The 12,653-nt window shown below is 70.8% G+C and carries 14 protein-coding genes; 1 reads left to right on the top strand and 13 read right to left on the bottom strand.

All coding sequences use genetic code 11. From position 1 onward, the window contains the following. Window position 1: 1 nt before the first annotated feature. Together OG594_RS14020 and pyrR are read right to left on the bottom strand one after the other, a co-directional pair. On the bottom strand, window positions 2-994 hold the full coding sequence (locus OG594_RS14020; RefSeq protein ID WP_266598668.1) for an aspartate carbamoyltransferase catalytic subunit: 993 nt from the start codon (window positions 992-994) through the stop codon (window positions 2-4). Window positions 995-1,116: 122 nt separating this feature from the next. Beyond that, complete coding sequence (gene pyrR / locus OG594_RS14015) at window positions 1,117-1,692, bottom strand: bifunctional pyr operon transcriptional regulator/uracil phosphoribosyltransferase PyrR (protein WP_266598666.1); 576 nt, start codon at window positions 1,690-1,692, stop codon at window positions 1,117-1,119. Between the two features lie 294 nt (window positions 1,693-1,986). On the opposite strand from pyrR, the gene bldD reads away from it, so the two are divergent. Further along, complete coding sequence (gene bldD, locus OG594_RS14010) at window positions 1,987-2,487, top strand: transcriptional regulator BldD (RefSeq protein ID WP_030008755.1); 501 nt, start codon at window positions 1,987-1,989, stop codon at window positions 2,485-2,487. Between the two features lie 184 nt (window positions 2,488-2,671). Here bldD and nusB read toward each other — a convergent pair whose 3' ends face one another. From nusB to ruvX, 11 genes are all read right to left on the bottom strand, one after another. Continuing rightward, the gene (gene nusB, locus OG594_RS14005) at window positions 2,672-3,106 is read right to left on the bottom strand and encodes a transcription antitermination factor NusB (protein ID WP_030008756.1); all 435 of its coding nucleotides are present in this window, start codon (window positions 3,104-3,106) and stop codon (window positions 2,672-2,674) included. Window positions 3,107-3,109: 3 nt separating this feature from the next. Then, window positions 3,110-3,676, bottom strand: a complete 567-nt coding sequence (gene efp / locus OG594_RS14000) for an elongation factor P (protein WP_030008757.1) — start codon at window positions 3,674-3,676, stop codon at window positions 3,110-3,112. Window positions 3,677-3,735: 59 nt separating this feature from the next. Beyond that, a complete protein-coding gene (locus OG594_RS13995; RefSeq protein WP_266598662.1) occupies window positions 3,736-4,842 on the bottom strand; it encodes an aminopeptidase P family protein in 1,107 nt (368 codons plus the stop codon). A gap of 105 nt (window positions 4,843-4,947) precedes the next feature. Further along, entirely contained in the window at window positions 4,948-5,757 is an 810-nt protein-coding gene (locus OG594_RS13990) for an AAA family ATPase (protein WP_266598660.1), read from the bottom strand. Window positions 5,758-5,849: 92 nt separating this feature from the next. Next, on the bottom strand, window positions 5,850-6,290 hold the full coding sequence (aroQ, locus tag OG594_RS13985; protein ID WP_030387213.1) for a type II 3-dehydroquinate dehydratase: 441 nt from the start codon (window positions 6,288-6,290) through the stop codon (window positions 5,850-5,852). After that, entirely contained in the window at window positions 6,287-7,378 is a 1,092-nt protein-coding gene (gene aroB, locus OG594_RS13980) for a 3-dehydroquinate synthase (RefSeq protein WP_266598658.1), read from the bottom strand. The genes aroQ and aroB overlap by 4 nt, the downstream gene beginning before the upstream one ends. Beyond that, entirely contained in the window at window positions 7,375-7,893 is a 519-nt protein-coding gene (locus OG594_RS13975) for a shikimate kinase (RefSeq protein ID WP_266598656.1), read from the bottom strand. The genes aroB and OG594_RS13975 overlap by 4 nt, the downstream gene beginning before the upstream one ends. Then, window positions 7,890-9,074: a chorismate synthase gene (gene aroC, locus OG594_RS13970; protein WP_266598654.1), complete on the bottom strand. Its 1,185-nt coding sequence runs from the start codon at window positions 9,072-9,074 to the stop codon at window positions 7,890-7,892. The genes OG594_RS13975 and aroC overlap by 4 nt, the downstream gene beginning before the upstream one ends. A 355-nt stretch (window positions 9,075-9,429) precedes the next feature. Then, on the bottom strand, window positions 9,430-10,254 hold the full coding sequence (locus tag OG594_RS13965; protein ID WP_266598652.1) for a shikimate dehydrogenase: 825 nt from the start codon (window positions 10,252-10,254) through the stop codon (window positions 9,430-9,432). Between the two features lie 6 nt (window positions 10,255-10,260). Further along, window positions 10,261-12,054 (bottom strand): endolytic transglycosylase MltG, encoded by a 1,794-nt coding sequence (mltG, locus tag OG594_RS13960; protein WP_266598650.1) that lies wholly within the window; start codon window positions 12,052-12,054, stop codon window positions 10,261-10,263. Window positions 12,055-12,182: 128 nt separating this feature from the next. Then, window positions 12,183-12,653 (bottom strand): Holliday junction resolvase RuvX, encoded by a 471-nt coding sequence (ruvX, locus tag OG594_RS13955; protein ID WP_030009552.1) that lies wholly within the window; start codon window positions 12,651-12,653, stop codon window positions 12,183-12,185.

Raw genomic sequence — 12,653 nt, 5'->3', positions numbered from 1 at the left:
GTTACTTGCTCTCCTCGGTACGCGCGGCGGCAGGGGTGGTGGTGACGGCGGGCTGGGAGCCGCCGAGCAGCAGGTACAGGACGGCCATCCGGGTGGAGACGCCGTTGGCGACCTGCTCGACGGCCGTGCAGCGGTCGGAGTCGGCGACCTGTGCGGTGATCTCCATGCCGCGGTTCATCGGGCCGGGGTGCATCACGATGGCGTGCTCGGGCATCTTCGCCATGCGGTCGCCGTCGAGCCCGTACCGGCGGGAGTACTCGCGCTCGGTCGGGAAGAAGGCGGCGTTCATGCGTTCGCGCTGCACACGCAGCATCATCACCGCATCGGACTTCGGCAGCACCTCGTCGAGGTTGTACGAGACCTCGCAGGGCCAGGTCTCGACGCCGATCGGGACGAGGGTGGGCGGGGCCACCAGGGTGACCTCGGCGCCGAGGGTGTGCAGCAGGTGGACGTTGGAGCGGGCCACGCGGCTGTGCAGGACGTCGCCGACGATGGTGATCCGGCGGCCGTTCAGGTCCTTGCCGAGGCCGGCGTCACGGCCGACCAGGCGGCGGCGCATGGTGAAGGCGTCCAGCAGGGCCTGGGTGGGGTGCTCGTGGGTGCCGTCGCCCGCGTTGACGACGGCGGAGTCGATCCAGCCGGACGTCGCGAGCCGGTAGGGGGCGCCTGAGGCGTGGTGGCGGATGACGACCGCGTCGGCGCCCATGGCCTCCAGGGTCAGCGCGGTGTCCTTCAGGGATTCGCCCTTGGAAACGGACGAACCCTTCGCGGAGAAGTTGATGACGTCCGCCGAGAGCCGCTTGGCGGCCGCTTCGAAGGAGATCCGGGTGCGGGTCGAGTCCTCGAAGAAGAGGTTGACGACGGTGAGGCCGCGCAGGGTGGGCAGCTTCTTGATCGGCCGGTCCGCGACACGGGCCATCTCCTCGGCGGTGTCGAGGATCAGGACGGCGTCGTCGCGCGTGAGGTCGGCGGCCGAGATGAGGTGGCGCTTCATCTGGATGGCTCCGTAGGTCGGGAGGGCAGGCGGACTGACGGGCGGAGGTGCGAGCGGTCAGGGCGGGGCAGGGCAGGGCAGGGCTCGGCGCGGGCCCGGTCGGGGCCCGTCACTCGGACGGTCTACTGGCCTGCTGCCTGGTCGGTCCGCTGGCCGAGCAGCACGGCGTCACGGCCGTCCTCCTCCTGGAGCTGGACCTTGACGGTCTCCCGCAGCGACGTGGGGAGGTTCTTGCCGACGTAGTCGGCGCGGATCGGCAGTTCGCGGTGGCCTCTGTCGACGAGGACCGCGAGCTGCACGGCGCGGGGGCGGCCGAGGTCGCCGAGGGCGTCGAGGGCGGCGCGGATGGTGCGTCCGGAGAAGAGCACGTCGTCGACGAGGACGACGAGGCGGCCGTCGAGGTCGTCGCCGGGGATCTCGGTGCGACCGATCGCGCGGGCGGGCTTCATCCGCAGGTCGTCGCGGTACATGGTGATGTCGAGGGAGCCGACCGGGATCTTCGTACCGGTGATCTCTTCGAGCTTGGCGGCCAGCCGGCGGGCGAGGTAGACACCGCGGGTGGGAATGCCGAGGAGCACCACGTCGTCGGCGCCCTTGGCGCGTTCGACGATCTCGTGGGCGATGCGGGTCAGGACCCGCGCGATGTCCTGCGCTTCGAGTACGGGGCGCATGGCATCGGTGTTCTGCTGGGTGTCCATGAAAAGGACCTCCTTCTCCGCCTCACGGGACGGACCTTAAAGGACGTCTGATGTACGCCTCACACGGTACCAGGGAGAGGCCGGTGACTCGGACCGGGCCGCTACGGAATGGCTCTCACGGGGCTGCTGGAACGGACCCCCGGGGGCCGACGAAGACCATTCGGCTTGACGCATCCAAGTAACGCTGCGTAACCTCACAGTGAGTTACCAGCCGCGCGGCCGAGCCGCACGTAGTTACGTAGTTACGTAGTCGCAGTGTCCATCAGCCACAGCGTCACAGCGTCCGGGAGCGTTATGTCCAGCGAATACGCCAAACAGCTCGGGGCCAAGCTCCGCGCCATCCGCACCCAGCAGGGCCTTTCCCTCCACGGTGTCGAGGAGAAGTCCCAGGGTCGGTGGAAGGCCGTGGTGGTCGGTTCTTACGAGCGCGGGGACCGCGCCGTGACCGTCCAGCGTCTTGCCGAGCTGGCGGACTTCTACGGGGTTCCGGTGCAGGAACTGCTGCCGGGTACGACTCCCGGCGGGGCTGCCGAGCCGCCGCCGAAGCTGCGTCTCGACCTGGAGCGCCTGGCGGGGGTCCCCGCCGAGAAGGCCGGCCCGCTCCAGCGTTACGCGGCGACGATCCAGAGCCAGCGGGGCGACTACAACGGCAAGGTGCTGTCGATCCGCCAGGACGACCTGCGCACCCTGGCCGTGATCTACGACCAGTCCCCCTCGGTCCTGACCGAGCAGCTGATCAGCTGGGGCGTGCTGGACGCGGACGCCCGTCGCGCGGTGGCGCACGAGGAGCTCTGAGTTCCGGGCTCGGGACCAGCAGAAACGTTTACCGGTGGGCGCCGGACCCTTGCGGGGGGTCCGGCGCCCGCCGGTTTTTTCGTTCCCGCACCCCGCACCCCGCACCCGCGCCGTACACGGAAGGGCCCGCAACGCGTACGTTGCGGGCCCTTCCGTATGGCGGTGCCGGCGCCGGTCCGTACGGTCAGCTCTCGCTGCGCCGCAGGCTCGGCTTCAGGTCCTTGAAGCGGGCCAGCAGCCCGTTCACGAACGAGGGGGACTCGTCCGTCGAGAACTCCTTGGCCAGCTGGACGGCCTCGTCGATGGCCACGGCGTCCGGGGTGTCGTCCACCCAGATCAGCTCGTAGGCACCGAGCCGCAGGATGTTCCGGTCGGCGACCGGCATGCGGTCGAGGTCCCAGTCCACGGCGTAGGTGATGATCAGATCGTCGATGCGGTTCACCTTGTCGGCGTAACCCTCGACGAGATCCATCGTGAAGGCGCTGACCGGCGGCTGCCGGTCGTCCGACCGCGCGTGGCGGATCCAGTCCGCGAGGACCTCGCGCACGGGCACCCCGCGCTGGTCGGCCTCGAAGAGGATCTGGAAGGCGCGCTTGCGCGCATTGCTCCGAGCAGCCACGGGTTAGTTGCTCTTCCGGCCGAGGTAGTCGCTGGTGCGGGTGTCGACCTTGACCGTCTCGCCGGTGGTGACGAAGAGCGGGACCTGGATCTCGTAGCCGGTCTCCAGGGTGGCGGGCTTGGTGCCACCGGTGGAGCGGTCGCCCTGGACGCCCGGGTCGGTGTGCTCGATCTTGAGCTCGACCGCGGCCGGGAGCTCGACGTAGAGCACCTCGCCCTCGTGCTGGGCGACGGAGGCGGTGAAGCCCTCGATCAGGAAGTTGGCGGCGTCGCCGACAGCCTTCTTGTCCACCATCAGCTGGTCGAAGGTGGTCATGTCCATGAAGACGAAGTACTCGCCGTCCATGTAAGAGAACTGCATGTCACGGCGGTCGATGGTGGCCGTCTCGACCTTCGTGCCGGCGTTGAACGTCTTGTCGACGACCTTGCCGGAGAGCACGTGCTTGAGCTTGGTGCGCACGAAGGCCGGGCCCTTGCCGGGCTTGACGTGCTGGAACTCGACGACGGACCAGAGCTGGTCACCGTCGAGCTTGAGCACCATGCCGTTCTTGAGGTCGTTCGTGGAAGCCACGGTTGCGGAATCTCCTGCACTGGAAGACCACGGGTGCGCGCACAGCCCGGCAGAGCCGGCTAGAGCGCGAGCAGCTCCTTGGTCGTAATGGTGAGTAGCTCGGGACCGCCGTCCGCCTCGGGGCGCACGACGAGCGTGTCATCGATCCGGACACCTCCCCGGCCCGGGAGGTGAACCCCCGGTTCGACGGTGACCGGCACGCAAGCGTCCAGTTTACCCATTGCTGTAGGTGCAAGCTGCGGGTCCTCGTCGATTTCGAGGCCGACCCCGTGTCCGGTCCACGGAGCGAGGGCTTCCGAGTGGCCCGCGGAGTCCAGGACGGAGCGTGCGGCATGGTCCACGTCCCGGTACGCGGCCCCGGGCAGCAGGGCCTCGCGCCCGGCCCGTTGGGCGGTGAAGACGAGGTCGTACAGCTCGATCTGCCAGTCGGCCGGGCTGGTGCCGATCACGAAGGTCCGGCCGATCTCGCACCGGTAGCCGCGGTAGTTGGCGCCCAGACAGACCGTGAGGAAGTCGCCCTCCTCCACCCTGCGGTCGGAGGGCCGGTGCCGGGAGCGGCCGGAGTGCGGGCCGGTGCCGACGGAGGTCGGGAAGGCGGGGCCGTCCGCCCCGTGGTCGACGAGCCGCCGCTCCAGTTCCAGGGCGAGGTGCCGCTCGGTGCGCCCGACGAGGATGGACTCCAGCAGCTCCCCGAGGGCCTGGTCGGCGATCTCGGCGGCGATCCGCAGGCAGGCGATCTCCTCCTCGTCCTTGACGAGGCGCTGTTGCTCCACGGCGGTGCCGAGGTCCGCGAGGCGCAGTTTGGGCGCGACGGAGCGCAGGGCCCGGTGGCGGCCGACGGTGAGGTGGTGTTCCTCCACCGCGAGCGAATCGGCCCGGAGGGAGGCTGCCAAATCTGCGGCCGCGACGGCCGGGTCACCGCCGGGGCTACCCAGGACGGTCACGTCCAGGTGCTCGTCGAGGCGGCCCTCGTCGGCCTCGCCGGTGGGTGCGCCGGCGCAGAACAGCATGTCCTCGGTGGGGCCGACGAGCAGCACCGCATCGAGCGGGGACGCCCCGGAGAGGTAGCGGACGTTCGCCGGACGCGTGATCAGTGCGGCGGCGCTCCCCGCGGCGGCACATCGGTCGCGAAGCAGGTCCCGGCGGGCGGCGTACACGTCTGACATGTCTTCGAGCGTACGAGCGCCCCGCCGATCCGGCCCGGCGAGCGCGTCCGGACGGGCCCGGGACCGGGCCCGGTGGCACGGGGCGCCCGAGGCGGCCGCCCCCTGCTATCCGGGCCGGCCGCCGGGGGCCGAGAGGGCGCGGGCCAGGGCCTCGTCGAGGGCGCGGGCGGTGCCCTCGACGTCCAGGTGGGAGTTGTCGATGATCGGCAGTCCGGAGCCGTACCAGCCGGCCATCCTGCCGTGGATCCGCGCGACTTCCTCGTCGGAGAGCCGGCGGTTGCCGGAACGGGCCGCGTTGCGCTCCAGGACGATCTCCAGGCCGGGCAGCAGCACCACCGGCAGCAGCGTGGGGCCCACGTGCCGCTTCCAGCCGCCCAGCCCGACCACGGGCCGGTCCGGGAAGACGGCGTCGTCCAGGATGCAGGAGATGCCGTTCGCCAGGTAGTTGCGGGCGGCGAAGCCGCAGGTGCGGCGGGCGAGCCGGTACTGGGCTTCGGAGTGCTCGTTCCAGCCCGCCTGGGGGTCCGCGAAGCCGGAGCAGACCCACTCGCGGACGTCGTCCAGGCTGACGTGGGCGGTCGGTACGGGCCGGGTGCTGGCCCAGTGCCGGGCGACGGTGGTCTTACCGGCGCCGGCCGGGCCGATCAGCAGGACGGCGAGGACGGCCCCGCCGGTGCCCGGCACTGCGGGAGGCAGCGGGATGTGCCCGGTGGCCTCCGGCACGGCGGGCACCGGCTGCGTCTGATGGTGCTGGTGGGGCGGCTGATGGGGCTGGTGGGGCGGCTGGGGCGGGGACTGCGGCGGGGGCGAACCCGGCCAGCCCTGCGCCGGGGGTATCGGCGGCTGCGGGGGCGCCGACGGGCGCGGTCCCGGCTGTCCCCAGCCCGCGCCCCCACCCCCCACTCCGTGCTGCATCCGCTGCCACTCCGTCTCGTTCCGGCGACTGATGCGAGAACGTTATATGACTGCCGGGGCCCGGCCGTCCACCAGCACCGTCAGGCAGGGTGTCAGGCGGAGATCTCGTCCGCCAGTGCGCGCAGCGCCAGCCGGTACGAGCCGATGCCGAAGCCCGCCACCGTTCCGGTCGCCACGGCCGCGATGACCGAGGTGTGACGGAACTCCTCGCGGGCGTACGGGTTCGAGATGTGCACCTCGATCAGCGGCGCCGTGCGCTGCGCGGCCGCGTCCCGCATGCCGTACGAGTAGTGGGTGAAGGCCCCCGGGTTGATGACCACGGGGATCTTCCCGTCCGCCGCCTCGTGCAGCCAACGAATCAGCTCGCCCTCGTCGTTGGTCTCGCGGACCTCGACGTCGAAGCCGAGCTCCTCGCCCAGCGACCGGCAGCTCTCCACCAGTCCCGCGTACGAGGTGGCCCCGTACACGTCGGGCTCGCGCGAGCCGAGCCGGCCCAGGTTCGGGCCGTTCAGCACGAGGACGGGGCGGCTCACGCCGACACCTCGCCGTAGGCGGCGACCAGGTGCGCCGGGTCGGGCCCCTCCAGGACGGTCGGCTTGGCCAGCCCGTCCAGGACGATGAAGCGCAGCAGGTTGCCGCGGGACTTCTTGTCGACCTGCATGGTCTGGAGCAGCTTGGACCACTGGTCGCCGCGGTAGGTCAGCGGCAGCCCGACCGCGGCCAGGATCTCCCGGTGCCGGTCGGCCGTCGCGTCGTCGAGGCGGCCCGCGAGCCGGCCGAGCTCGGCGGCGAAGACCATGCCGACGGACACGGCCGCGCCGTGCCGCCACTTGTAGCGCTCGTTCTTCTCGATGGCGTGCGCGAGGGTGTGGCCGTAGTTGAGGATCTCGCGCAGCCCGGACTCCTTGAGGTCGCTGGAGACCACGTCGGCCTTGACCTGGATGGAGCGCACGATGAGCTCGGCGGTGTGCGGGCCCTCGGGCGTACGCGCCGCCGCCGGGTCCTCCTCGATCAGGTCGAGGATCACCGGGTCGGAGATGAACCCGGCCTTGATGATCTCGGCGAGGCCGCTGACGTAGTCGTTGACCGGCAGCGAGTCCAGCGCGGCCAGGTCGCAGAGCACACCGGCCGGCGGGTGGAAGGCGCCCACCAGGTTCTTGCCCTCGGCGGTGTTGATGCCGGTCTTGCCGCCGACCGCCGCGTCCACCATCGCGAGGACGGTGGTCGGTACGGCGACCCAGCGCACCCCGCGCAGCCAGCTGGCCGCGACGAAGCCCGCGAGGTCGGTGGTGGCTCCCCCGCCGACGCCGACGATCACGTCGGTGCGGGTGAAACCGGACTGGCCCAGCGCCTTCCAGCAGTACGCGGCGACCTCGACCGTCTTGGCCTCTTCGGCGTTCGGCACCTGGATGGCGACCGCCTCGTAGCCCTGCTCGGCCAGGTCGTCGCGCAGCGCCTCACCGGTGGAGGCCAGCGCCTCGGGGTGGATCACGGCGACCCGCTGGGCCTTCGTACCGATCAGGGAGCCGAGCTCGCCGAGCAGCTGCCGCCCGACCAGCACGTCGTACGCGTCGTGTCCGGCGCTCTCGCCGACGTGGATCCGCGTCACCTGGTCTGTCATACGTCCTTCAACTCCAGAGCGTCGAGGACCGCCTGGGCGACCTCTTCGGGGGTGCGGTCGTCGGTGGCCACCACGACGCGCGCGACTTCGGTGTACAGGGGGCGCCGGGCGTCCATCAGCTCGCGCCACTGGCGGCGCGGGTTGACGGCGAGCAGCGGGCGGGCGGCGCCGAGGCCCACGCGCCGTACGGCTTCCTCGACGTCCATCGAGAGATAGGCGACGGGCAGGCCGGCCAGCAGCCCGCGGGTGCCCTCGTCGAGGACGGCGCCGCCGCCGAGGGCGAGGACTCCGGTGTGCCCGGCGACGGCGGCGGCGACCGCCTGCCGCTCCAGCTCACGGAAGTACGGCTCCCCCTCGTCGACGAAGATGTCGGAGATCTCCCGGCCCTGGGCCGCCACGATGTCGGCGTCGGTGTCCCGGTAGGGGACGCCGAGCCGCTCGGCGAGCAGCGCCCCCACCGTGGACTTGCCGGACCCCATGGGCCCGACGAGGACGACGAGCGGTCCGGCCGTCACCGGATCTGCAGGTTGTCGAGGTAGGACCGGACGTTGCGACGGGTCTCGGGGACCGAGTCGCCGCCGAACTTCTCGACGACGGCGTCGGCCAGCACGAGGGCGACCATCGCCTCGGCGACGATGCCGGCGGCCGGCACGGCGCACACGTCGGAGCGCTGGTGGTGGGCCACGGCCGCCTCGCCGGTGGCCACGTCGACGGTCGCCAGGGCGCGCGGGACGGTCGCGATGGGCTTCATCGCGGCGCGGACGCGCAGCAGTTCGCCGGTGGTCAGTCCGCCCTCGGTGCCGCCGGAGCGGCCGGAGGTGCGCTTGATGCCCTCGGGCGTGGAGACGATCTCGTCGTGCGCCTTCGAGCCGGGCACGCGGGCGAGCTCGAAGCCGTCGCCGACCTCGACGCCCTTGATGGCCTGGATGCCCATGAGGGCGGCGGCAAGGCGCGCGTCGAGCCGGCGGTCCCAGTGGACGTGCGAGCCGAGGCCGACCGGGACGCCGTAGGCGAGGACCTCGACGACGCCGCCGAGGGTGTCGCCGTCCTTGTGGGCCTGGTCGATCTCGGCGACCATCGCCTTGCTGGCGTCGGCGTCCAGGCAGCGCACCGGGTCGGCGTCGAGCTTGTCGACGTCGGCGGGGGTCGGGTAGACGCCGTACGGGGCCTTGGCCGCGGCCAGCTCGACCACGTGGGAGACGATCTCGATGCCCGCGACCTCCTTGATGAAGGAACGGGCGACGGCGCCGAGGGCGACGCGGGCGGCGGTCTCACGGGCGCTGGCGCGCTCCAGGATCGGCCGGGCCTCGTCGAAGCCGTACTTCTGCATGCCCGCGAGGTCGGCGTGGCCGGGGCGCGGACGGGTCAGCGGCGCGTTGCGGCCGGTGTCCTTGAGCAGCGAGGGGTCGACCGGGTCGGCCGACATGACGGTCTCCCACTTGGGCCACTCGGTGTTGCCGATCATGACCGCGATCGGGGAGCCCTGGGACAGGCCGTGGCGGACGCCGCCGAGGAAGGTGATCTCGTCCTGCTCGAACTTCATCCGGGCACCGCGGCCATAGCCGAGTCGGCGCCGGGCCAGGTGATCGGCCACCAGCTCGGTGGTGACCGGGACGCCGGCGGGAAGACCCTCCAGCGTCGCGACCAGTGCCGGTCCGTGCGACTCTCCTGCGGTCAGCCAACGCAACCTGCTCAACGATGCTCCTCATGCTCGCGCCTGGTACAGCGACGGCGCGATCGGGTGCGCGGCCCGGACCCGCCTCACCCGATCCTCCCATGTCCGGAGGGGTTTATCGGGCCCCGGTCCAGCTATCGGACGCCCGAGGCGTCAACGGGCCCGCCGGCCGCGCTCGCGCTGCCAGGTGATCCCGTACCAGACGACGACGGAACCGAAGAGTCCGAGGATGAGCGCCTTGGCCCACAGGGGCAGGGTGCCGAACGCCACCCTGACCATGCTGAAGATGACGAAGGGGAGGTCCCACTTCGACGCGAGTACTAAGTCCGTGCTGTTGCCGTCCATGCCGCCCCCTGTGAATACGCAGGTGGAAAGCCTAACGGGCGGCGAGCGCGCGCTCTCCGGCGGCCCTCATGGCGGCGAGCGGACCCGGGGTCCGGCCCGTCATCCGCTCGACCTGGAGCACGGCCTGGTGGACGAGGAGGTCGAGTCCGCCGACGACCTGGCCGCCCTGCCGCGACCAGGCCGCGGCCAGTGCGGTCGGCCAGGGGTCGTAGAGGACGTCGAAGAGGGTGCCCGCCCCTTCGGGTACGGACGCCGCCAGGGCGTCGGTCGTACCGGCCGGAGTGGTGGCGATCACCAGGGGCGCGGACAGCGCCTCGGCCGCCCCGGACCAGTCGGCCGTGCGGACGGGCACGCCGAGCCGCTCGCCCCACTGCCGCATCTCGTCCGCCCGGGCCGCCGAGCGGACGTACGCCGTGACCTCGCCGGAGCAGATCCGCGAGAGCGCGGCGAGCGCCGAGGAGGCCGTGGCGCCCGCGCCGAGGATGGCTGCAGAGGACACCTTCTCGACGCCGCGCTCGTGGAGCGCGGCGACGATGCCGGGGATGTCGGTGTTGTCGCCGAGGCGCCGGCCGTCCTCGGTGAGGACGACCGTGTTGACCGCCTCGACGGAGGCGGCCGTGTCACTGATGCCGTCCAGCAGCGGCATGATCGCCCGCTTGAGCGGCATGGTCAGGGACAGCCCGGCCCACTCGGGGCCGAGTCCTGCCACGAACTCCGGGAGCGCGGCCTCGTCGATCTCGAAGCGGTCGTACGACCAGTCGTCGAGGCCGAGCTCCTGATAAGCGGCGCGGTGCAGCACCGGTGAGAGCGAGTGCTCGATGGGCGAACCCAACACCGCGGCCCTTATGCGTGACATGTCCTGCTATCCGCCGTTCTTCTGCTTCTGCCGTTCCTGGAACTCGTTGGCCAGCTTGGTGTGCTCTTCGTAGGTCTTGGTGAAGGTCGTGGTCTTGCCGTCGACCGACACGAAGAACATCCAGCCACCGTGGTCCGGGTTGAGCGTAGCGGTCAGCGCGTCCAGGCCCGGGTTGTTGATCGGACCGGTGGGCAGCCCCCTGACGAAGTGCGTGTTGTAGGGGTGGTCGAAGGCCTGGGCTTCCTTCAGGTTGAAGTTGATCTCGCTCTGGTTCTTGACGTAGTTGTACGTCGAGTCGAACTGGAGCTTCTGGTTCGTGACGTCGTTGGTCTTCTTGAGGCGGTTGTAGACCACCTCGGCCATCTTCCGGAAGTCGTCGTGGTTCTTGCCCTCGGCGTTGACGAGGCTGGCGACCGTGACCACCTGGAGCGGATTTTCCAGGCCCAGTTCCTTGGCCTTGCCCTCGAGGCCCAGCTCCGTGTACTTGTCGGTCGCGTTCTTGACCATCTGCTTGAGCAGCGAGTCGGGAGTGCTGTCCTTGCTGAGGTCGTAGCGCGCCGGGTACAGGAAGCCCTCGAGCGGGTCGATCAGCTTCGGGTTGTTGTTCGCCCAGGCGGGCAGGCCGAGGTTCTTGACCTCGCGCTTGGCGATCTCGGCGGTGGTGCCCTCCTGCTGGCTCAGCTTCTTGTCGATCGCCGCGTACACCGCACTGTTGCGCATGCCTTCGGTGACCGTGATCACGTTCAGCTTCGAGGGGTCGCTCATCACCTCGACCGCGGACGCGGCCGACATCTTCTTCCGGAGCGGGTAGACACCGGCCTGGATGGCCGTGCCCGGAGGGAGCTTGGACGCGGCGTCGACGAACGCCTGTCCGCTGGCGACGACGCCCGCCTTCTTGAGGATCAGACCCATCTGCATGAGGCCCGAGCCCTTGGGGATCTCGACCTCGACGATCTCGCCGCTGCCCTCGCCCGCGAAGTCCTCGGCCGAGCTGAACCTGGCCTTGATGTAGTTGTAGCCGTAGTAGCCGCCACCGCCGACCACGCCGAGGATGACGACCGCGACGACCAGGCAGGCCGTGCCGCTGCGCTTCTTGGGCTTGCCGCCCTTGGAGCGACCGCCCCGGCGGCCGTCGCCGTCGTCGCCGTCGTCTCCGTCGCCGTCGTCGCCGTCACGGCCCCCACCGGCGGTGAGCAGGTCGTTCTCCGGCTCCTCCGCGGGCTCCGGCTCCTCTACGGGTTCCGGCTCCAGGTTCCGCCGGCCCGGGGGCTGCGGCGGCGCGTAGGCGTCCTCCGTGCCGTAGAGGTCGGGGGCCTCGCCCGGGTAGCCCGTCACGGGCTGCTGGGTGTAGGGGTCCACGCCCGCGTACGGGCCGCTCTGCACGGCCGCCGCGTACTGGCCCTGGCCGGTGTCCCAGCCCTGGCTGTCGTAGGCCGGCTGCTGCGGCTGGGGCTGCTGTGCCTGCTGCTGCCCGACGTACCGCTGCTGCGGGTACTGGCCCTGAAGGTACTGCTGCTGCGGCTGCTGCTGTTGTGCCTGCTGCGGGTACTGCCCCTGCGGGTACTGCTGCTGGTACTGCTGCTGGTACTCCGGGTACTCCGGGTACTGCTGGTACTGCGGATGCTGGGGGTACTGCTGCTGCTGGTACTGCGGCTCCTGTGGGTACTCCTGCTGCTGCGGGGCACCGCCGTGAGGCACCTGGCCCTGCTGGGTCTGGTGCCCGGTCCACCCCTGGTCCCCGTAAAGGGGGTCCTCGGGGTGCCAGGGTTCGGGGCCACGGCCCCGGCCATACTCAGTCATCGGTCCCCTAGAGCCGCGAGACGGAGGCCACGGACTCCGTCGTCCGTGGCACCCGGTTCCGTCTCTTTGACGGTGGGCGACGGCTGTTCGAATGCCGTCTCATCGCGCGGAACGTTACCGTATCGCGATCAGACAACCACTTCGACGCACTCGCCAGGCGGATTACCCGATACCCGTTCGGTCTCAAGAGCGTTCTGAAGGATCACCACAGCGGCTGCCTGGTCGATGACCGACCGGCCCTTCTTGGCGTTCTTTCCGGAGGCCCGAAGACCCTGGGCGGCGGTGACCGTGGTCATCCGCTCGTCCACCAGACGGACCGTCACCGGCTTGATGCCCTTGGCGAGTTCGTTCGCGAAGGCGCGCACCTTGACCGCGGCCGGCCCCTCCCGCCCGCTGAGCGAGCGGGGAAGGCCGACCACGACTTCGAGGGGCTCGTACTCCTCGACGAGCTGCCGCAGCCGCCGGTGGGCGAAGGGGATGTCCCGGCCCGGAACGGTTTCCACCGGTGTGGCCAACACCCCGTCGGGGTCGCACGAGGCGACCCCGATACGGGCGTCACCGACATCGATGGCGAGCCGGCGGCCGCGGCGCAGGGTCAT

This window comes from Streptomyces sp. NBC_01214 (assembly GCF_026340975.1).
In the GTDB taxonomy this organism is placed as follows: Bacteria; Actinomycetota; Actinomycetes; order Streptomycetales; family Streptomycetaceae; genus Streptomyces.
The sequence above is the reverse complement of the archived record's forward strand: the minus strand, read 5'-3'. Positions and strand labels throughout refer to the sequence as shown.

What these genes read in the sequence shown, in the direction of transcription:
- OG594_RS14020 (WP_266598668.1), bottom strand. Translation starts at nt 994, where the DNA reads ATGAAGCGCCACCTCATCTCGGCCGCCGACCTCACGCGCGACGACGCC.
- pyrR (WP_266598666.1), bottom strand. Translation starts at nt 1,692, where the DNA reads ATGGACACCCAGCAGAACACCGATGCCATGCGCCCCGTACTCGAAGCG.
- bldD (WP_030008755.1), top strand. Translation starts at nt 1,987, where the DNA reads ATGTCCAGCGAATACGCCAAACAGCTCGGGGCCAAGCTCCGCGCCATC.
- OG594_RS13995 (WP_266598662.1), bottom strand. Translation starts at nt 4,842, where the DNA reads ATGTCAGACGTGTACGCCGCCCGCCGGGACCTGCTTCGCGACCGATGT.
- OG594_RS13990 (WP_266598660.1), bottom strand. Translation starts at nt 5,757, where the DNA reads ATGCAGCACGGAGTGGGGGGTGGGGGCGCGGGCTGGGGACAGCCGGGA.
- aroB (WP_266598658.1), bottom strand. Translation starts at nt 7,378, where the DNA reads ATGACAGACCAGGTGACGCGGATCCACGTCGGCGAGAGCGCCGGACAC.
- OG594_RS13965 (WP_266598652.1), bottom strand. Translation starts at nt 10,254, where the DNA reads ATGTCACGCATAAGGGCCGCGGTGTTGGGTTCGCCCATCGAGCACTCG.
- mltG (WP_266598650.1), bottom strand. Translation starts at nt 12,054, where the DNA reads ATGACTGAGTATGGCCGGGGCCGTGGCCCCGAACCCTGGCACCCCGAG.
- ruvX (WP_030009552.1), bottom strand. Translation starts at nt 12,653, where the DNA reads ATGACCCTGCGCCGCGGCCGCCGGCTCGCCATCGATGTCGGTGACGCC.